General features: G+C 62.9%; 11 protein-coding genes, 1 tRNA gene and 1 pseudogene. 7 read left to right on the plus strand and 6 right to left on the minus strand.

Annotation, left to right across the window (positions count from 1 at the left end; all coding sequences use genetic code 11):
- Positions 1 to 130: 130 nt before the first annotated feature.
- From EP7_RS24085 to EP7_RS24105, 5 genes are all read left to right on the plus strand, one after another.
- Positions 131 to 2128, plus strand: a complete 1998-nt coding sequence (locus EP7_RS24085) for a PAS domain-containing sensor histidine kinase (RefSeq protein ID WP_463524750.1) — start codon at positions 131 to 133, stop codon at positions 2126 to 2128.
- A gap of 47 nt (positions 2129 to 2175) precedes the next feature.
- Positions 2176 to 2685 (plus strand): response regulator, encoded by a 510-nt coding sequence (locus EP7_RS24090; protein ID WP_463524752.1) that lies wholly within the window; start codon positions 2176 to 2178, stop codon positions 2683 to 2685.
- A gap of 7 nt (positions 2686 to 2692) precedes the next feature.
- Positions 2693 to 3928: an ATP-binding protein gene (locus EP7_RS24095; RefSeq protein ID WP_463524753.1), complete on the plus strand. Its 1236-nt coding sequence runs from the start codon at positions 2693 to 2695 to the stop codon at positions 3926 to 3928.
- 42 nt (positions 3929 to 3970) lie between these two features.
- The gene (locus EP7_RS24100; protein WP_463524754.1) at positions 3971 to 4750 is read left to right on the plus strand and encodes a response regulator transcription factor; all 780 of its coding nucleotides are present in this window, start codon (positions 3971 to 3973) and stop codon (positions 4748 to 4750) included.
- A gap of 76 nt (positions 4751 to 4826) precedes the next feature.
- A tRNA-Lys gene (locus EP7_RS24105) sits at positions 4827 to 4899 on the plus strand.
- Between the two features lie 1392 nt (positions 4900 to 6291).
- Here EP7_RS24105 and EP7_RS24110 read toward each other — a convergent pair.
- Both EP7_RS24110 and EP7_RS24115 read right to left on the minus strand, forming a co-directional pair.
- Positions 6292 to 6963, minus strand: a complete 672-nt coding sequence (locus EP7_RS24110; protein ID WP_463528381.1) for an IS630 family transposase — start codon at positions 6961 to 6963, stop codon at positions 6292 to 6294.
- Between the two features lie 74 nt (positions 6964 to 7037).
- Positions 7038 to 7445, minus strand: a pseudogene (locus EP7_RS24115) (helix-turn-helix domain-containing protein); the annotation flags it as partial.
- A gap of 276 nt (positions 7446 to 7721) precedes the next feature.
- Between EP7_RS24115 and EP7_RS24120 the strand changes: the two are divergent.
- Complete coding sequence (locus EP7_RS24120; protein WP_463528462.1) at positions 7722 to 10439, plus strand: Calx-beta domain-containing protein; 2718 nt, start codon at positions 7722 to 7724, stop codon at positions 10437 to 10439.
- Positions 10440 to 10680: 241 nt separating this feature from the next.
- Here the strand turns inward: EP7_RS24120 and EP7_RS24125 are convergent, their stop codons facing one another.
- The 4 genes from EP7_RS24125 to EP7_RS24140 form a co-directional block, all read right to left on the minus strand.
- Entirely contained in the window at positions 10681 to 13845 is a 3165-nt protein-coding gene (locus tag EP7_RS24125) for an efflux RND transporter permease subunit (RefSeq protein ID WP_463524755.1), read from the minus strand.
- Between the two features lie 334 nt (positions 13846 to 14179).
- Positions 14180 to 15448 (minus strand): efflux RND transporter periplasmic adaptor subunit, encoded by a 1269-nt coding sequence (locus EP7_RS24130; RefSeq protein WP_463524757.1) that lies wholly within the window; start codon positions 15446 to 15448, stop codon positions 14180 to 14182.
- A 377-nt stretch (positions 15449 to 15825) separates the two neighbouring features.
- Positions 15826 to 16200 (minus strand): hypothetical protein, encoded by a 375-nt coding sequence (locus EP7_RS24135; protein WP_463524759.1) that lies wholly within the window; start codon positions 16198 to 16200, stop codon positions 15826 to 15828.
- A gap of 679 nt (positions 16201 to 16879) precedes the next feature.
- Positions 16880 to 18760, minus strand: coding sequence for a TolC family protein (locus EP7_RS24140; RefSeq protein ID WP_463524760.1), 1881 nt, complete (start codon positions 18758 to 18760; stop codon positions 16880 to 16882).
- A 629-nt stretch (positions 18761 to 19389) separates the two neighbouring features.
- On the opposite strand from EP7_RS24140, the gene EP7_RS24145 reads away from it, so the two are divergent.
- Positions 19390 to 19803 (plus strand): hypothetical protein, encoded by a 414-nt coding sequence (locus EP7_RS24145; protein ID WP_463524762.1) that lies wholly within the window; start codon positions 19390 to 19392, stop codon positions 19801 to 19803.
- Positions 19804 to 20395 lie beyond the last annotated feature (592 nt).

Below are 20395 nucleotides of genomic sequence, written 5' to 3' on the forward strand. Positions count from 1 at the left end.
GTTGGGGTCGAGTCGAAAGGCACTGGCCGGTTATAGTGTCTTTCGGGGTCAGACTGCGGACGAGAACCGGTCGAGGGAGGCGGGCAACGTGGCACCGACGGGGCCTACGGACGAATTGCGCGAGCAAGGGATGCCAGCCGCCGTGGATTCGGCCTGCTCCTGGGCCGACCGCACCGGTGCGCTCGTCCGGATGCTCAACCGCAGCTCTCAGCCGTTCATCGCCGCCGACGTGGACGCCCGGATCACCTACGCGAACCCCGCGTTCGAAGCCCTCGTCGGCTATACCCTGGACGAGCTTCGCGACCGGACCGTCCACGACATCACCCCGACGGCCTGGAACGAGGCACGCGGCCAGGCCCTTCTCTCGGTGCTCGCGACCGGCAAACCCGCCCGCTATGAAAAGGAATACCGCCACAAGGAGGGGGGGCTCGTCGCGGTCGAGGCGATCGTCGACCTGGACCTCGACGACAACGACCGCCCCCGCGGATTCCTTGCCTTCATCACCGACATCCGGGTGCGTCGCGCCGCCGAGCGGGCCCTGCGCGAGAGCGAGCACCGGTTTCGAGAACTCTTCGACCAGGCCCCGTTCGGCTACCACGAGATCGGCCCCGACGGGCAGATCCTGGCGGTCAACCAGACCGAATGCGAGATGCTGGGCTGCTCACGCGAGTCGATGATCGGCCGGCCGATCTTCGACTTCGTGGTCGAGGAGGACCGTGAGCTATCCCGCCAGGCCGTCGCGAGGAAGTTTCGAGGCGAGCTCCCGTTAAAGCCGATCGAGCGGACCTATCAGACAGCCGACGGCCGTCGGCTGTCCGTCTCGATCGAGGAACGGTTCCACCTCGACGAGCAAGGCCGGCCGATCTCGATCCGCAGCACGGTGCAGGACATCACCGACCGCAAGCGGACCGAGCAAGCCCTGGTCGCCAGCGAGGCCCGCGCGACGGCCCTGCTACAGGAAGTCGAGGCCAAGAACCGCGAGTTGGCATTCTCGGAAGGCCGCTACCGCCAGCTCACCGAGGGGAGCATCGATGCGGTGATCGTCGCCGATCGTCGCGGCAAGATTACGCTCTTCAACCCCGCCGCCGAGCACATCTTCGGATTCGATGCCGCCGAGGTCGTCGGCCAGGACATGTCCATGCTCATCCCCGAGGGGGTGCAGGAAGGGCGCGACGTCGGCCGGACTCTGGAGATGACCGGCCTGCGTAAGGACGGCTCGACCTTCCCGCTGGAGATCTCGCTCAGCGCCGTTGACCTGGGAGGCGAACTGCAACTCCTGGGCTCCATCCGCGACCAGACGGAGCGTCAGCGGATGCGCGCGATGCTCGGACAGTCGGAGAAGCTCGCCTCGATCGGTCTGCTCAGCGCCGGCGTGGCCCACGAGATCAACAACCCTCTGGCCTACGTGGCCAACAACCTGGCGGTGCTCGACCGGGACCTCGCGGGCATCCTCGACATGGTTAACACTTACGAGCAAGCCCGCGACCGCCTGGCCGCCGTGGCCCCCGAGGTGACGGCCAGGATCGCCGAGATCTCCGAGGACCTGGACTGGGAATATGTCCGAGACAACCTGCCGAAGATGCTGGCCCGTACCCGCGAGGGGGTGCAGCGCGTGGCCAACATCGTCTCGAACCTGCGAGGGCTTGCCCGCACCTCGCCCCCCAAGATGGAGCAGGTCCAGCTCCCCGACCTCGTCGAGGGGGCGCTCGAGATGGTACGCGGCCGGCTGAGGCGGCACGGCGTCGAGGTCTCGACCCGGCACGAGGGCCCGCCCAGGGTTGTCTGCGTCGCGAACCAGATCAGCCAGGTCGTGCTCAACCTGCTCATCAACGCCGTGCAGGCGGTCGAGCAATTCAGGCCCTCCGGCGGCGGCCTGATCGAGGTGCGTACCGCCACGCTCGACGACCATCTCGCCGTCGAGATCCGTGACAACGGGCCGGGAATCGCCGCCGAGGACATCCCCAGGCTGTTCGATCCGTTCTTCACCACCAAGCCGGTGGGAGAAGGGACCGGGCTGGGACTGTCCATCTCGCACGGGATCGTCAGCGGCCACGGCGGACGGATCGAGGTCGAGTCGTGTCCCGGCCAGGGCACCTGCTTCCGGGTCCTCCTGCCGCAGAAGACCTGAGCCGAGGTGGCCCCTCCGATGTCCCGATTTCTCGAAAGCTGGAGCCGATGAAGCCAGTCACCAAGCACACTCTCCTGGTCGTCGACGACGAGCCCGACGTCTGCGACTCGGTGCACAACCTCCTCAGACGCGAGTTCCGGGTCCTCACGGCGAACGACGCCCGTGAGGGAGTCCGGATCATGCAGGAGGAAGAGGTGCACATCATCATGACCGACCAGAGGATGCCGCGAGTCACGGGCGTCGAGCTCCTCAAGCTGATCAAGGCCGGGCACCCCAAGGCGGTCCGGATGCTGTTCACCGGCTTCGCCGACCTGGAGTCGATCATCGACGCGATCAACCAGGGGCACATCTACCAGTTCCTCAAGAAGCCCTGGCAGCCCGAAGAGCTGATCGACGCGGTCCGCCAGGCCGCCGCCGAATACGACCGCCTCGTCTGCAACGGAGAGCAAGGCCAGGCCCTGCTCTCCGAGGTCGGGCAGCTGAAACAACGCATCTCCAGCCTCGAGGCGGAAGTCCGCCGCCTCGGCGGAAGCCTGCCCGAACCCGACGGAGCTTGAACCGGCGATGGAAGAACCTCGCCCCACGCTGCTGGTCGTCGACGACGAGAAGGACGTTCTCGAGAGCGTCCGCCATTTCTTCAGGCGCTCTTACCGAGTCGTAACCGCCGAGGGGGGCGCCTCGGCCCTGGAAATCCTCCGACGCGAGCCCGTGCACGTCATCCTGTCCGACCAGCGGATGCCGGGAATCTCCGGCGACGAGCTGCTGCGCCAGGCCCGCGACATCCAGCCCGACGCCGTCCGACTGCTCTTCACCGGCTACGCCGACCTGCCCGCGGTGATCCGGGCCGTCAACGAAGGCCAGATCTTCCGCTACATCAGCAAGCCCTGGGACGCCGCAGAGCTCGAGTCCATCGTCCGCCAGGCCGCCGCCCAGGCCACCTTGCTGGCCGAGCGCAAGGCCTTGATGGCCGAGCTCACCCGCACCAACGCCGACCTGAGCCGGGCCAACCGAGACCTGGCCGAGGCCGACCAGCTCAAGACCGCCTTCCTCGAGGTGGCCAGCCACGAGTTCAACACTCCCATCACCCTGATCCTCGGCCTCAGCGAACTTCTCCTCCTCTCGGGGGCCGAACGCGAACCGATGATGGTCGAGATGCTGGAGGCACTCTCCGCGGGCGCCCAGCAGCTCGCCAGGATGGTGGCCAACACCCTCACACTGCTCCACGGCAACGACTTCCGCCAGACCATGCGCACCAGTCCGGTGGATCTGACCGCCCTCCTGCGTTCCGACGCCGAGAAGCTCGCCCCGTTCCTGGGCGCACGCGGTCAGACCCTGACGCTCGACCTGGCCGACAACCTGGGCACCTTCGAGGTGGACGCCGATAAGGTCTCGGGCGCGGTGGTCAATCTCCTCACCAACGCCATCAAATTCACCCCTGATGGCGGTACGATCCGGCTGGAAGCCGCGGCCGACGATGAAGGCGCGACGATCCGCGTGGTCGACACCGGAATCGGCATCGACCCGGCGGCACTCCGGCGGCTGTTCACCCCCTTCTTCACCGAGCTGGATGCGAGCCGGCATTCCTCGGGCGACTTCGGATTCAACAAGCGAGGGCTCGGGCTGGGACTCTCCCTGGTCCGCCTTTTCGCCGAGATGCACGGCGGCCGGGTCCATGCCGAGAGCGACCCGGGTTCCGGCTCGACCGTCACGATCTGGGTCCCGCGCCGTCCAATCCAGGATCGGCCGCCCGTCTCCGAGGCCGGCCGTGCACCGTCGACCGGGTCCGTCGCCACCCCTTGAACGCCGTCGACCGCCCCCCAATGGTCCCGGAGCCCTCTCCTGATGCCGACCGCCCTGATCGTCGAGGATGAGCCCGAGGCCAATCGCCTGCTCGGGATGTTGGTCCAGCTGAAGGGCTATCGGGCCGAGAGCGCCTACACCGGGGCCGAGGCGCTGGCTATCGCGCGCCGCCAGCCCCCCGACATCATCTTCCTCGACCTGATGCTGCCCGACGTGAGCGGCCACGACGTCTGCCGGACCCTGAAGGCAGACCGGGAGACCGACCAGGTCCCCGTCGTCATGGTCACGGCCCGGCTCGCCCCCGAGAACCGCCGAGAGGGTTTCCGCGTCGGCGCCGAGGAGTACATCGCCAAGCCCTACCTGCCCGACCAGATCTTCCGGGCGATGGCCGAGGCCGCATCCAATCGGAAGCAGATGGATCAAGGGGAGCTCGCCGGCCTAATCACCCTTGATGACGCCGATCCGACGACCTGGCGGGAACTCTCCCGGCTGCTGACCTTGGCCCGTTCCATCACGCCGCTCGACCCCGCCGTCATCGACGCCGCGAGGTCCCTTGTTGACGAGGCCATGGTCGAGGCCCTGCCCGGCCACGTGACTCCGACGCTCGCCTACCACCTCGACGACGACCGCCTGACCCTCCACCTGACGGCCGACCCTGCCTGGGTCGCGAGTCTGAGACGACCCGACTCCGACCGCCTCGACCGGATTTGTCGGCCCACCCCCACATTCGACCAGATCGCTGTCGACCCGGTGAAGGGGCTCCTGACCCTGTCCTGCCACCGACCCGCCGGAAGGGCCCAGCCCCCCGAAAACACAATCTGACACAATTGGACCCATTTGGGCTTGGAACGTCGAGTCAGTTCGAGTAAATTACCTTCCTCACGCCGAGAGGCGTTTCGCCTTCCTAGCTCAATTGGTAGAGCAGCTGACTCTTAATCAGCGGGTTGTAGGTTCGAGTCCTACGGGAGGCAGTTCTGTCCGTCGCGTTCAGGCTAAGCCTGATGACGACCGATGGTTCTTCCTGCGACGAGTTCGATCTCTCCGTTATCTCACCACTGAACTTGTCCTCTCCCTTCTTCATGCCAGCGACTGCCCTCCTTGCCTCTGACTTGGGGCAAATCACGGGAACGGTTTTCGCTATTTCCACGCTCGATTCGGCTCACGCCCCCATCATGGCCAATCGATGCGGTAAACAGGTCTAGCTTTACGGCTCTCACCCGTTTGAGGCCGCGCACGCGAGGCTTGGTCTCTAGCTCCGAGTCGAGCAATTCGACCTGGCCAGAGATCAGAGTGCTCGCCGATGGTTTTGTCCTTCCGCGTTCGCACCGACTCGGCACGCCACAGGCTCGCCGAGTCGATGTTCGGTGCGTCAATCCGGCGACCATAAGATCCGAACGCCCCGCCATCATCCAGTGAGTTCGGCTGAGGGGTTTCCGCGGCAAGCGTCCGTGGATCGATCCCACGCATCGGACGGCTCGGCCGAGGCCGCGTCCATGGCAAGCAAGGCGACCGAACGATAGACGCTCCCGCAGCCTGCTGGGCGTGATCGACCGATTGCGCGCTGCAAGCAGCTCGATCTGGATACGGCGAAGTCGGGCTGCTCGACAGCCTAGCTGGATGCGGCCGAGGATCCAGCAAACACATCCAGCGACCGAATCGAGGCGATCACAACCTCCAAGCTGATCGGCTCGGGTCTCAGACGCCATCACCGGGGCGAGCGGAGCAGGCGACAGCGAGATCGGTGTCGTCGGCACAATCGCGAAGCATTACCCCAATTTGAGGTCAGACAGTCGCCAGTGGTGGCGGCGAAAGTCGCCTCTTTGCCACAGCATCAAGCATTACCCGAACGAATCGACCAAGCGCACTCGAACCAATCGATCGGCGAGCTCGCCTACGCGATGGCCGTTGCCCAAAAGTCGGGAAGATCAGGCCTTGGGCACCGCCCGGATCCAGATCATCTTGGCTGTACTCGTTCGATGGCGAGGGAGCGCTTCCTGAGCGAGCGGGCGTAGCCCTGCTGGGATTTCGTCGACGACGGACGCACGACATGGCGGGCCTGGGTCAACCTGACCTCGAAGACCATGCGTGCGGAGGCTTTGATCATCGAGAATCGCTCGGTGCCGATGGGAGCCCTGCCATAATCGCACCAAGGAAGCCGGCGAAAGCAATTCCAGGCGGACTCATCGCGATGGCAAAAGCCCCGGGACAGTGCCGTATCCCGGAGGGAAGCCCGCTGGATGCAGAATCGAGTCTAACTCACCGCATCAGGAAAAAAACATTTACACAAATTACAATATTAAAAACGAAAAGCAGACTTTAAGGACAATAACATGAAGTAGACTAAATTTACTTACTTTAGTGGCTCATCCGGCAAGTGTCCTGACACCCGGTACGGCGGCGATTCCCGGCGTTCGGCGTGGTTGATGGCGACGACGACGGCCCCAGACGAAGGGGTGACGATGCGCGTTCCAGTACGCTGTCGCTCGTTCGACCGCCTGGCAGATCTCCTCCCAAGTCTCGAACCGGCGGCCCTTCAACGCCAGGCTTCTCAGCACCTTCCACCACGGCTCGATCAGGTTCAGGTACGCCGCGGAGACTGGCTGGAAGACGAACTCCCAGCGGGGATGGGCCAGGCTGAACAGCAGCACGTCGGTGGCGCGGTGGGCGCTCAGGTTGTCGAGGATGGCGTAGACCCGTTCGGCGTCCGCCGGGACCCACGCCTCGACCTGGCCGAGGAACTCGACCCAGTTGCGGGTCGAGCGGCTGTCGTAGGGGCGGGTGAAGGCTTCGCCAGTGGCGGGTCGGAAGGCGCCGAAGACGTAACCCTTGCCGCGGCGGCCGTAGTCGGCCTCCTGCCGAGCGCGGCCGGCGGGCTGGCGGCTGCCCTCGGCCGTCGTCTCGGGCTTGGTTCGCAGGGGGTTCTGTCCCGGGAAGCTTTTGGCGCTCTCCGGCCCCATTTCGTCGAGGCAGACGACCGCCGAATCCGCCGGAGGCTCGCGGTAGAGTCGCTCGATGGCCCCCTTTTTTCGGCGAATTCGGGGTCCACCCGCTCGCCGAACCACGTCTCCTGCTTGCGCCAGCGGAGGCCCTCCTCCGCGAGGATCTCGTCGATCCGACTCCGCTTGATGGCGATGTCCTTCTGCTCGTTGAGGTAGGCCTCCAGGCGGTCGAGCGTCCAGCAGCCGAAGGGCAGGCCCAGGTCCTGGGGGGCGGTCAGCGCGACGGCCAGGACCTCGGCCCGCTGGTCGACGGTATAGGTCGGCGGTCGGCCGGCGCGGGGCCGCTCCTGGAGGCCGGCCATGCCCAGCTCGCTGAAGCGACGGATCCAAGCATAGACGGTCGGCCGCGAGCAGCCGAGGGCCGCAGCGATGGTGGGGGCCGATCGGCCGTAGGCGGCCTCCTGGACGATGCGGGCTCGCTCGACCAGGCGGACCGGGGCGGTGCGCGAGTGGAGCAACTCGGCGATGGCCTGCTGCTCCTCGGACGTCATCGGGCGGAGAAGGACGCGGGCGGCCATGGCGAGGTCTCCTGGGAGATACCTCCATCCACCTGCAAATCACCTGCCGGATGAACCATTTAGCTACACCATCAAAGACGGCTGAGTCAAGCAGATTTTCAGCTCGTCTAATTCGCACTTCTCCAGGAGATCTGCTCGATGTTTTCTCCCGTCTGGCAGGTGAGCCGAAAGCCCGAGACCGCTTCCTCCCTCGCCAGGACCCGGGAGAGGCGTGGTCGTCATCGGCTTTCGTTGCCGATGCTGGAGCGTTGCGAAGATCGAATCCTTTTGGCCAACGTGTCGTTGCTGGGGACGGCCCAGAGTTTTGCGGTCCTGGGGGCCACCACGGTGACCAACACCGGACCGTCCATCATCTTCGGAGATTTGGGCGTCAGCCCAGGTTCCGCGATTACCGGCTTTCCCCCGGGGATCGTGACCGGCGGGACGATCCATGCAAACGATGGCGTCGCAACGCAGGCTCACGCCGACCTCGCCACCGCCTACGGTGTGCTCGTGGGCTCGACGTCCACGCAAGTCCTGGCTGGTAATCTGGGCGGGCTCACGCTCCTGCCGGGCGTCTACAGGATCAACACGGCGGCCCAGTTGACGGGAACACTGACCCTCGACGCCCAGAGCGACCCGAATGCTTCCTTCGACTTCCTCATCGGCACGACCTTGATCACGGCGAGCGATTCGTCCGTCAACCTGATCAATGGAGCCCATGGCGACAACGTCTTCTTCCAGGTCGGGAGCTCCGCGACCTTGGGCGCGAACACCGCGTTCGCGGGGAACATCCTGGCGAACACGAGCATCACCCTGACGACCGGGGCCAGCATCGCGAACGGCCGGGCCCTCGCGGTCAATGCCGCAGTGACGATGGACACCAACTCCATCGCGATCGCCCCCGCGCTACTGGTAATCGACGACGTGACGGTGAACGAAAACGAAGGCACCGCCACCTTCACCGTCAGCCTGTCCCGCCCCAGCGGCGAGGCCATTTCTGTGGTCGCCGACACGGCCAACGGCTCGGCCGTCGCCCCGGGCGATTACACCGCAACCTCCTCGATCCTCACCTTCGCCCCGGGCGTGACCTCGCAGACGTTCACCGTCCCGGTGGTCAACGACGCCCTGAACGAAGCGACCGAGACATTGACGGTCAATTTGACGGGTGCCATCGGAGCCAACATCGCCGACTCCGTCGGTGTGGCCAGCATCCTCGACGACGACCCAACTCCAACGCTGTCGATCGACAGCGTGACGATCGACGAGAACGCCGGCACCGCGGTCTTTACGGTCACGTTATCGGCGGCAAGCGGCCAATCCGTGTCGGTCGGCTTCGCGACGGCGCCACAAGCGGCGACGGCACCGGCAGACTACCAGGCCGTCGCCGGCACGCTGACATTCCTGCCCGGCGGTGCCCTGACGCAGACGATTATCGTTCCAATCGTCGACGATGCCATCTTCGAGACCAGCGAGTCGTTCCTTCTCAACCTCTCGGCACCGACCAACGCCACCCTGTCCAACACCGTGGGGACGGGCACGATCGTTGATGATGAGCCTGAGCCCACGATCACCATCACCGGCTTGGCGATGACGGAGGGAGATGCCGGGACCAGTTCAGTGGCATTCGTGGTCACTCTGTCAGGTCTCTCGTCGCTTCCCATCACCGTCCAGTTCGCCACCGCCGACGGCACGGCGACGGCGGGCGTTGACTATGTCGCCAGTGGCGGGACGCTGACCATCCCCGCGGGAAGCCTGACCGGGACGATCCTCGTGCCGATCACGGGCGACCTGCTCGACGAGACCGATGAAGCATTTGTCGTCAATCTGACGGCGCCGACGAACGCCACGCTGGCCCTCGGCCAAGCCCAGGGGGCGATCCTCGACGACGACGCCACACCCACCGCGACGATCAGCGGGGCGACCGTGACGGAGGGCGATGCCGGGACGACCAACGCCGTCTTCACCGTCACGCTTTCGGCCGTCAGTGGCCGCGATGTCACGCTGAACTTCGCCACCGCCGACGGCACGGCGACGGCGGGCGTTGACTATGTCGCCAGTGGCGGGACGCTGACCATCCCCGCGGGAAGCCTGACCGGAACGATCCTCGTGCCGATCACGGGCGACCTGCTCGACGAGTTCGACGAAGCATTCGTCGTCAACCTCTCCAATCCCACCAACGCGACCGTCGCCGGCGCCCAGGGCTTGGGGGCGATTCTCGACGACGACACCTCGCCTGTTGCTGTCGCGGACGGATTTACTGGCGCACGAGGCACGACGCTGACCGTCTCGGGTCCCGGCGTTTTGTCCAACGACTCCGATGGCGACGGCAATCTGCTGACGGCCGTGCTTGTCTCCGGCCCGAGCAGCGGCGTCCTCGTTCTGAATGCCGACGGGTCATTCACCTACACGCCCAATGCGGGCTTCTCCGGCCTCGATCGCTTCACCTATCGCGCCATCGGAGGGGGCAATTCGAGCACCGTGGCCACCGCGACAATCACCATCCGGGACATGGTCGGCCCGGCCGTGCCGGACCTCACACGCTTCGGCTTCCACGCGAGCCCGACGTTCCTGGTCCTGACCTTCGGCGAAGACCTGAACCCAGCTCGGGCCGGCGACGTGTCCAACTATCGACTGCTCGGGCCGAACGGGCGTCCGATCGCGCTGACCTCGGCCGTCTACGACGGTGCGACAAGAACCGTGACACTTCGCCCCAGCCGCATGCTCCCGCTCAACTCTGGGTATCGGCTGGTTGTTAATGGTTCGACGCCGTCGGGAGTCGCCGATCAGTTCGACAACCTGCTCGATGGCGATCGAGATGGCCTGGCCGGCGGCGACTCGACACTCGAGTTCGGCCGTGAGGCGCTACGGGCCCTAGCCACCAACCGCACGCAAAGGGCGCTTGCGAGGCGGTTCCAGATCCCGGTCGTCAGCGACAGTGGCCTGTCCCGGCAGCTCATCGGGACGATGAATTCGCCTCGGTTCCTCCGCCTGCTGGCACGCACGTGGCGTTGATCTGAGGATACGCCACCGTGTCGCGTTAGCGTGAAATGACGTGCCCACGGATTCTCACCGCGATGGTCAGAGAATCCGGGGGCACATCGACAACAGATCCTGGTTACCTGGGCGTCCCCGGCCGCGGGCGTCATCTGATTCCGCATTTTTACATTATTGCATATGCTGATATAACCTGTTTCGTCTTAGCCAGTGACGCAATCGGCGTGGGCGAGGCATACGAGCAAATACGCCGATCCGTTCAGTGGGCCGCGATCGCCTCGGTGACAGGTTCATCCGACTCGTCCTTGATGAGGCTGCTCTTGTCGGCAATCACGCCGAACAAGTAATACAGGCCGGGAATGAACAGGACCCCGATCAAGGTGCCCACGAGCATCCCGCCGACTGACGCGGTGCCAATCGTTCGATTTCCGATCGCACCGGGGCCGGTGGCATAAACTAACGGGAGGAGACCGGCGATGAACGCGAAGGATGTCATCAAGATCGGCCGGAAACGCAATTTTCCGCCCTTGATCGCCGCCTCCTTGATGCTCAACCCCTCACGGTGCAGTTGCACCGCGAATTCCACGATCAAAATCGCGTTCTTGCCGAGCAGGCCGACCAGCATGACCAGACCGATCTGGGCGTAGACGTCGTTGGACAATCCCATGACCTTCAGGAGCAGGAAGGCTCCGAAGATCCCGATCGGCAACGACAGGATCACCGCCAGCGGCAGCATGAAACTCTCGTATTGCCCGACCAGCACGAGATAGACGAAGACAACGACGACCAGGAAGATATAGATCGCCGTGTTCCCCGCTCCCGCCTCATCATAAGATAGGCCTTCCCAGCCGATGTCGTAACCGTGGGGCAGAGTCTCGGCGGCGACCTCCTGGATCGCCTTGATGGCTTGGCCGCTGCTGAAGCCGGGAGCTGGTGCACCCTGAATGGCGGCGGAGGGATACAGGTTGTAGCGGTTGATCTCGTTCAGGCCCTGCTGCTTCTTGAGCGTCATGAAGGAGGAATAGGAAACCATCTCCCCTTGTTCGTTCTTGACGAACATTGTCTCCAGGTCCTCGGGATACCGCCGGAACTCCGGCGCGGCCTGAACGAAGACCTTGAAGAACTGGCCGAAGAGGATGAAGCCTTGCTCCCATGTGCTGCCCACGTTGATGGATAGGTTGTCCAACGCGGCTGCGATCGACACCCCCTTCTGCATGGCCACGTCGTTGTTGATGACCAGTTCATACTGCGGGTAGTTGCTGGCGAAGAAGGTGAACAGGCCCTTCACCTCTTTACGCTTCGACAGGGCGGCCATGAACTTTTCGGTCACTTTACCGAGTCGTTCGTAGTCATTCGTGTTCGTCTTGTCGAGGACACGCGTGGAGAATCCCCCGGCCGCGCCGAAGCCCGGAACCGCCGGAGGCTCGAAGAACTCGAGCTTGACATTGGAGATCGCACGACCTTTTTCGTCGAGCTTTTCGATGATCTCGCGGGAGGTCAGCTTGCGATCGGCCCATGGTTTCAGATTGATGAGGCAAGTCCCCGCGTTCGACCCGCGTCCCTCGGTCAGGACCTCGTAACCCGCCAACGAGGAGACCGAGTTGACTCCTTCGATGCCTTTGGCAACCACCTGCAGTTCGTGAGCCTTGGAATTGGTGTATTCGAGGGTCGAGCCTGGAGGCGTCTGGATGATCCCGTAGATCATCCCCTGGTCTTCGAGCGGAATGAAGCCGGTCGGGAGCTTCGTGTTCACGAGGTAAATGGCGACGCAAAAGCCCATGATCACGAACATGGTTAACGTGCGGCTCGTGACGATCGGGCGTAGGACCGCGGCATATCCGCCCGTGACCCTCTCGACCCCTCGGTCGAAGAGATGGAGCAAGTAGGCGAGCGGGCCACGCTTTTTCACCTGGTTCGAGTGGGGCTTGAGAAGCATCGCGCAGAGGACCGGCGTGAGCGTCAGGGCCACGACGCCGGAAAGCACGATGGCCATGGCCATCGTGAGACCGAACTGGCGGTAGAAGACGCCGACCGGCCCGGTCATGAAGGTCACCGGAATGAAGACCGCCGTCATCACCATGGTGATCGCGATGATCGCCCCGCTGATCTCCTGGACAACCTCCTTGGTAGCCCGATAGGGCGAGAGATGCTTCTCGGCCATCTTGGCATGCACCGCCTCGACCACCACGATGGCGTCGTCAACCACGACCCCGATCGCCAGCACCAGCGCGAAGAGCGTGATCAGGTTGATCGATAGGCCGAACAACAGCATGAAGAAGAAGGTCCCGATCAACGACACCGGAACCGCCAGGGTCGGGATCAGCGTGGAACGCCAATCACCGAGGAACAGGAAGACCACCAGGGCCACCAGGATGAAGGCCTCGAAGAGCGTGTGGAGCACCTTCTCGATGGAAGCCTCGAGGAACGCGGAGACGTCGTAGGTGACCGCGAAGTCCATGCCTGGTGGGAATGACTCCCCCTTCATCTCCTGGAGCTTCTCCTTGACCTCCTCGATGACGGCGGCGGCGTTGGAGCCCGGGGTCTGCTTGAGGACGATGGCTGCGGAGGGGAGGCCGTCGATGTCCGAATAGAGGTTGTAGTAGGAGGCACTCAGCTCGACCTTGGCGACGTCCTTGAGCCGCAGGATCTCTCCGTTAGGATTTGCTTTAATAATGATATTTTCATACTGCTCCGTCTTGTTGTAGCGTCCCACCCAGGTCAGGACGTACTCGACCGTCTGCGAGGTCGTGCCCGTCGCCTGGCCGAGCCGACCGGGAGAGCCGATCATGCTCTGCTGTCCGAGGGCCTTCATGACGTCCTCGGAGGACAGATTGTAGGCTCGCATGCGGTCGAGATTCAGCCAGACCCGCATCGAATACTGGCGGCTACCGAGGATCGTGGCGGTGCCGACGCCCCGGACCCGCTTGATCTCGGGCAGGATGTTGACGAAGGCGTAGTTGTAGAGGAAATTCTGGTCGACGCCCTTCTGGGTACTGAAGACGTTCACATACATCAGCATGCTCGTCATCATCTGCATGACGACGATTCCCTCCCGCTCGACCAGGGGAGGCAGCCGGTTCTTCACCATGTTGATCCGGTTATTCACGTTCAAGACCGCCACGTTCGGGTCCGTGCCCGGCTCGAAGACGATCTGGATCGTTGCCTCACCGGCACTGGTGGCGGCGGAGGCCATGTAGCGCATGTCCTGCACGCCGTTGATGGCCTGTTCCAGGATGATGAGGACCGAGTCGACCAGGACCGCGGCACTGGCGCCGGGATAAGCAACCGTGACCACCACGCTGGGCGGCGCGACGGAAGGGAACTGGGAAATCGGGAGGGTGTTGATCGCCAGCCCGCCCAGGAACAGGATGACCACCGAGATGACGATTGCCAACGCCGGCCGCTGGAGGAATTTTGCGAACATGGGCCTGACCGCACTTTCCTAAAGATTGCACGAATGTGGATGAGCCGAATTCCGGGCACCGACCGCTGCAACCGCCACGCCGAACGGCCGACACCAACAAACCGATCGGCTATAACCAACCCGCCAGGTTGTCCCGTTTCGCTCGGCAGGCAGTCGGCTCCGACCGACTCAGCCCCCCGCTCAACCTCGACCGCCGATTTGCCCGCACCGATGAGAGCCGGGCAAACCGAGCGGAATTCAGATCGGGCCGCGAATCGAATCCAGCCCTCATGATCCGAATTCGTCAATTGCTGTGCCGAGTGGAATGGACCGCGGCCCGTCGTGAGAGCCTCGGCTATTCAGCCCTGTTCTTGAGGTTCGACATGACCAGTTCCGGGGCGCTGAACTCGTATTTGACCTTCTCGCCGTCGCGAACCTGTTGGAGCCCCTCGAGGACGATCCTGTCTCCCACACCGAGTCCGTTCTTGATGACAAAAATATCGTCCAAGGTGTTCTGGACGACAACCTCGCGCTGGTGCACCACATCATCCTTACCGACGACGTAGGCATACCGCTTGTCGAGGATCTCGAAAGTCGCCCGCTGGGGGATCACGAGTGCGTCCTTCACCACTCGGTTGATCAACACGGTGCCGGTCTGACCGTGGCGAAGCAGGCGGTCCGGGTTCGGAAAATCCGCGCGGAAGGGGATGTTGCCGGTCTCGTTGTTGAATTGGGCCTCGATCGCACCGATCTTGCCGACCTGCTTGAACGTGCTGCCGTCCGCCAGACGGAGTCCAACTTTCCGCTCGTCCTTGTGATGATTCAGGCCGGCCATGTATTCGAGGTATTGGGCCTCGGGCACGTTGAAATAAACCCACATCAGGCTGTTGTCGGACAGGGTCGTGAGGTCGTCCCCCTCCTTGATCAGGCTGCCCAGTTGCTCGTGCAGGCGGTCGACGATTCCATCGAAGGGCGCTTTGACGTTGGTGAAGTTCAACTCCGCCCCGGCCAGTTCCGCCTTTGCCTGGGCCTTTGCCAGCTTGGCCTCGTACATCAGCACGTCATTTTGAGAGACCACTTTGGTGTCGAACAACCTCTTGCTGTACTTGAGCTCCAGTTGCGCGAGCTTGGCCTCGGCGTTCTCGGCGTCCAGCCTCGCCTGGTAGAGGGTCGGCACGATCTTGAACATCAGATCGCCCTTCTTCACCGCTTGGCCCTCCTTGACCATGATCGACTCGAGATAGCCGCTCTCCAAGGCACGGACATTGATGTGTCGCTGCGAGTGGATCTGGCAGACAAATTCCTGGGTGATCGTGACGTCTTGCGCCTTGGGGCTGGTGACCACGATCTTGTGTTGCTCCCCGTGCGGCTGCTCCTCATGCGCGTGAGAATCCGACTCGAGCTTGCCGGCGACGAGTTCATTCGCCCGCATGGCCTTCACGCTGATATCATCGAGATATGCGTAAATCTCTTTCGTGTGCAGCGACGGGAGGTCCACGCGCATCTTGTACAGGGCGAGGACGCCGCCGCCCAGCAGGACGATTGCCATCATCAAGGTCTTCACCGGCCGTCGCTTGGCGATTTCAGTCTGATTCATCGCAACGACGGGTTCATTCTGGTTCATCGCGGAACTCCTGTGCGACTCTTCTCGACTTTGTCCCGATTCCTCGGACCAAGGAATCGCGGTGTGGATTTGAGGGATTCGAGTACGGACAACGATCCGACTCGGTCCGACACCAAGGGGGGGGACGAGGTGGCGTCTGAAGGCGCGCAGGATGAACTCTCGACGGATCCTCAGCGATCGATCGCGGATCTCGGCCAACGGACCACGCCGAATCGACGGCCACGAGGGTCGTCGAGCCCCAAGACTTGGGCAGCGGCGAGACACGAATGAACCGAGTCGACGACGTCGATCGAACGACATCCCCCAGGCTCAGGACCTGGATGATGCGTGCAGGACCGGCGAAAGATCAGCCGGCATGAGGGGCGATTGGAGGGGGATTAACAGCGGAGAGGGTAGAGCGAGAGGATCGAGGGGCGGGCGATCGGCTGGCGATCGGGGAGATTGCGGAAGGACCACGGGATCAGGAAGGAATCACAAGACTTGGCCAGAACATCGGTCCAATCCTGCTCTTCATCCTCGGAAGAGATGGCTTTCAACTTCAGGAAGTCGTCGATCTCCACCGGTGCGACGCGACAGATCGTCGCTAGGCCCGGTGGTAGTGCGAGAGTGCGGCGAAGGCAATCGGGCCGGGACGAGAGGTTAACGGAGCGCGAGGTCCGGATCGGGGCAACCAACGCAAACGCCAGGAGTGCGAGCAGCACCAGCGAGGAAGTGAGCCAGAGCGTGAAAACGAGGCGTTTACGGTCGGGCATGGCATCTCGCTTCTCGAACGTCGTGATTCGAGGTTCGCTCGCCGAATTCCGGCAAGATAGCATTTCTACCAAATCGCTCCGCGATTTCCCCGGCTAGACGGGTGAAGCCCATGGCCCTGTTTTATCGACTCTCTCGGCTCCCGAGGAAGTCCCAAAGTTTTGGGTCAAGCGATACACGACGGTCAAGTCGTAAAATTTATAGCTAGACTCTCGACGAAAGTCAAGAAACGGTGTGGTCGTTCGATGCCTGGCAAGTCGCTTCGGTTGACCCTCCAGAGCAACTACGCACACGTGCTGCTCTGCATCGCAAGAAGGCCCGTCCCGCTTCCAACTCACGTCCAGGTTGCGTCTCCAGGGACTGAGCCGCTGGATCCAACAGGTTCGGCCGTGCTTCGTGTCAGATTATCGTCCACGTCGCGGATCGTTGAAAGCCGCGGGTCGGTCCGATTGCCCGGTCCTCGATCACCCAACCTCGAACGGGTCGGTTGACCACCCTTCTTCAGCTGAATGAACCTGGCCGCCCTGGCCCCGCCTCCAGGAGGCGGGGCCAGGGCGGCCGTCGTTCGAAGTCGAGCCGTTCGGTGGAAACAAGTCGCGACTGACCGTGAACGCCTGCTCCGAGTCAGTGGTTCGGAGAGGATCGCCCCCACGCATCGTAGGCAACGAGCGGATCGACCGATCACTTCCCCGCCGTCGCCGTATCCGTCGACGGTGGGGAGGGTTTGGTAGCAGCGGTGGATTCGACGACGGGGTCTTTGGACCCCTCCTGGTTGAACGGGCCGGGCAAGCTTGCGGGGGGTGGCGGGGGCGGGAGTGTCTCCGGTTTGTCGCCGGGCACCATCTGGGGGAGGGCCGGCGGAGGCGCGGGGATCTCCTCGATCAGGGCCGGGTCGAGTCGGTCAACCGGAGGGATGACGATCTTTTCGCCGACCTTCAGGCCGTCGAAGGTGGGGACAAGGTCCTTGTTAGCCGCCCAGAGGGCCTTGCTATACCGGGCCGACCTGTAATAGAGCAGCGAGATCGTCGAGAAGCTCTCGTCGCTGCGGACCGTGTGGGTGTACGGATATTGACCGTGAAAGTCTGCCGGGGTCGAGATCGTCAACACACCGCCGCCGAGCGCCTGATACGCATTCGCGGTGGCTGCCAGTTGCTCCGCCTTGGTGTCGATCAGGGTAGTCCTCGCATCCCTGAGGTCACGCTGGGCATAGAGCACGTCGATGTATTCGGTCCGGGCATTCTGGAAGAGAGTCTCGGCGACCTTGACCGAGGCCTCGAGCGAAGCCAGCTGCTGCTTCTTGATCTCGATGCTCTTGGTGTAGTTCTCCACCATCGTCACCCGGTTGATCACCTCGGTGAAGGCATTGAGGACGACGCGCTGGTAGTTGTAGACGCACTGCAATTGCCGGGCATTTGCGGTGAGGTACTGGGCCCTGATCGCTCGCTTGTTGACGAGCGGCGCCACCAGGCCACCGGCGATATCGCCGAGCACGGCTTGCGGCTCGAACAGATGACTCAGGTTGAGGGACTGGAGGCCAACGCCTCCGTTGATCACAAGCTGAGGGAAGAAGTTGACCCTGGCGACCTTCACGTCGAGCCCAGCGGCCGCCAGTTCACGCTCTGCTTGGCGGATGTCGGGGCGGTTCTGAAGCAGTTCCGACGGCACACCCACGCTCAGCGGGTGAATAGTAAGGTCGTAGAATCCCTCAGACACTCGTTCGACACGCTGCGGGTAGCGGTTGACGAGGAAGTTTATGCGGTTCTCGCCCTCGATGATACTCTGGTTGATGATCAGCTTTTCGCTCTGGTTGCGTTGAACTTCGGCCTGGAAACGAAGGACTGCCAACTCAGTGCCTCGAGCTGCTTCCTTCCTGAATTCGGCAATTTTGAGACTTTGCTCTTGAAGCTCGATGATTTGATCCAGATTCTCAAGCCGTTTGTCGAGCGCCATCAGCCTGTAATAATTCTCGGCAATCTCCGCGATCATGCGGGTCACGAAGAAGTTCCGCCTCTCGCTGGCGACGACGTAGCGCTGCCCGGCCGCGTCCCTGGCATTCCTTAGCTGCCTATAGATGTCCAGTTGCCAGGAGAGGTTGATGCCCGCCCCGTAATTTCCATGCGGATTGGAAAAGAATCTCCCGGGGAGGAACGGGTCGTTGAGCAGGGCGGCTCCGTCGAGCGTGAAGCGGCTGAATCTCTCCAGCCCCGCGCCGGACGCGATGCTGACGAAGGGAAGGTACGCCCCCGACCGCGCAAGCACCTCGTTGCCGGCGATCTGGACCTCCTCATTCAGTCCCTTCAGCTCCCGATTGTCGACCAGCGCCTTCTCGATCAAGCATGTAAGCATGCGGTCATTATAAAACTCGTCGATCCCGAGCTGGGATGAGTTTTCAGTGCTTGTCGTTCCATTGAAGTCGTTTGGCAGGCCTGGCGGCGGTTGCGGATGACGGAGGGCGGGGATTCCACAGGACGGCAGAACCAGCAGCATGATGCTGCAAGCGATCGCTCTCGCAATCACGTGCCACATCGTCTTTGTGTTCGAGAATCTCACTGTGAGGTTCATCTGCCTCGTCCTTGAGGAGGTTTTGCTCGTCGACTAGACCGCCGACCAAGCTGTTGGCCATCAACTCCTGGCTCGAGCAGGGCTCATTCGTGAGCGTCCTCGGCCCATGGTCGAACAAACGATGCCAGGGGGGGGACTGGATAATGATCGGCTTGTGCGGATTGTGGCTTGAGCAGCGATTTAAGCGACCAGGAAAACTGACAGGCCTAACCTCAGCTGAAATCGAAAAATTCTCAGCGTTCCAATTTTTCAGGCCCCGACTACGACCGCTTGCACCTGGTCTGAGGCGCGGTGCCGCGACGCGCTCAGCATGGAGATCACTTTCCCAATCGCTTCCTAAGCGGCGTTCGACGCTTCGACTGCTCGACCTCAAGCCCTCACCTACGAACCAGCGGGGAGCGTCAGACGCCGAATGCGGTGAGGGGGCGAGTTGATCAAACTTTCCCGGCTATGTCGGCGAAACTCATGACACGGATTTTCGGCACGACTGATGTGTCATACGTAGATCGGAGCGGAAACGCTGGCCCGGCCTCCGGTCTAGCCAAAATCGGCTACGTCCGAGATGCCCGCCAATTCGTGTGATAAATTCCAGGCGGAGATATCGAAAGGACTCGATGGCGGAGGAATGAATGCCCAAGCTTTTGTGCCGAAGCTCGATCGCCCAGGCGGCCATCGTGGTCGCCATTCTCTGGTCAAGGCCCGCCCACGCGCAAGTCGTCATTTACCAGGGCCCGCCCCGAGAACCCGGAGGCTTGGTGAACAACCTGGTCACGGGAGTCCAGTATGATCTCGTGAATCAGGCGAAAGCCGAGAGACGCCTCCAGCATGTCCAGGCGAAGCTCTGGCGCGATACCGAACGAGGCAACCCAGCCGCCGTGGAACGCGACGTCCGTCGGATCGACAGCCTCAAGTATCGCATCGTCGTAGACGAATGGTTGATCCGGAAGAATTTGCTCCTGGATCCCGGCTGCTATCCGTATCCGCTTCGGATGGACGCCATGACGTGCGAGGCTATGGCTCTGGTCCGGCGGCCAGCGCCCTAACCCCTCCTGACCAGCGAGCCTGGCGCCCCGCTTACGAAAGACTTGCCCCGCCCGCCCCACGAAGGTTTCTTCGCGGGCCTGCTCCGCCACTGATGCAACTCGCAATGTTGGTGGGCCTACCGCTCCGGCCATTGAGCCGGTCGCAGAAGTGAGGCTACCAAGTCAGATGTCCGGGGCTGCGAAGTTTTCCGGCGCCAGTGGGCGAGCGCCCAAGCTGCTCGGGGGCCGACCTGTGTAGGACCGCAATCGACGACACCCAGAACGCGGCCTCGTCTCTCACCAGCTTCAATCCGAGCGTTCAAGCCTCGAACCGATATCAGCGACCGGGACGGAAACGGGACGCATCAAGCATCCACTGTGCCCATTAATCGTCCACAGCAGGGGCGGGTCGCGGCGGTTGGTGGTGGATGTTGTCGCGAAAGGCATCGCAGAGATCGGCCGTAAACCCTTGACCGTGGCGGGGTTTGACAGCCTGGGGCGGGATCTGACGGGGAGGGGGGCGAATAGCGGCGTCCGGACTCGAACCGGAGACCTGCGGATTATGAGACCGCGGGAACCAAATGTCAAAGCGTTCGCGGATAGAGACTTAGAA

Source organism: Isosphaeraceae bacterium EP7 (assembly GCA_038400315.1).
Lineage (GTDB): Bacteria > Planctomycetota > Planctomycetia > Isosphaerales > Isosphaeraceae > EP7.

Excerpts from the sequence above, each read along its gene's own strand:
- EP7_RS24085 (WP_463524750.1), top strand. The coding sequence starts at position 131 with ATGCCAGCCGCCGTGGATTCGGCCTGCTCCTGGGCCGACCGCACCGGT.
- EP7_RS24090 (WP_463524752.1), top strand. The coding sequence starts at position 2,176 with ATGAAGCCAGTCACCAAGCACACTCTCCTGGTCGTCGACGACGAGCCC.
- EP7_RS24095 (WP_463524753.1), top strand. The coding sequence starts at position 2,693 with ATGGAAGAACCTCGCCCCACGCTGCTGGTCGTCGACGACGAGAAGGAC.
- EP7_RS24100 (WP_463524754.1), top strand. The coding sequence starts at position 3,971 with ATGCCGACCGCCCTGATCGTCGAGGATGAGCCCGAGGCCAATCGCCTG.
- EP7_RS24125 (WP_463524755.1), bottom strand. The coding sequence starts at position 13,845 with ATGTTCGCAAAATTCCTCCAGCGGCCGGCGTTGGCAATCGTCATCTCG.
- EP7_RS24130 (WP_463524757.1), bottom strand. The coding sequence starts at position 15,448 with ATGAACCAGAATGAACCCGTCGTTGCGATGAATCAGACTGAAATCGCC.
- EP7_RS24135 (WP_463524759.1), bottom strand. The coding sequence starts at position 16,200 with ATGCCCGACCGTAAACGCCTCGTTTTCACGCTCTGGCTCACTTCCTCG.
- EP7_RS24140 (WP_463524760.1), bottom strand. The coding sequence starts at position 18,760 with ATGAACCTCACAGTGAGATTCTCGAACACAAAGACGATGTGGCACGTG.
- EP7_RS24145 (WP_463524762.1), top strand. The coding sequence starts at position 19,390 with ATGCCCAAGCTTTTGTGCCGAAGCTCGATCGCCCAGGCGGCCATCGTG.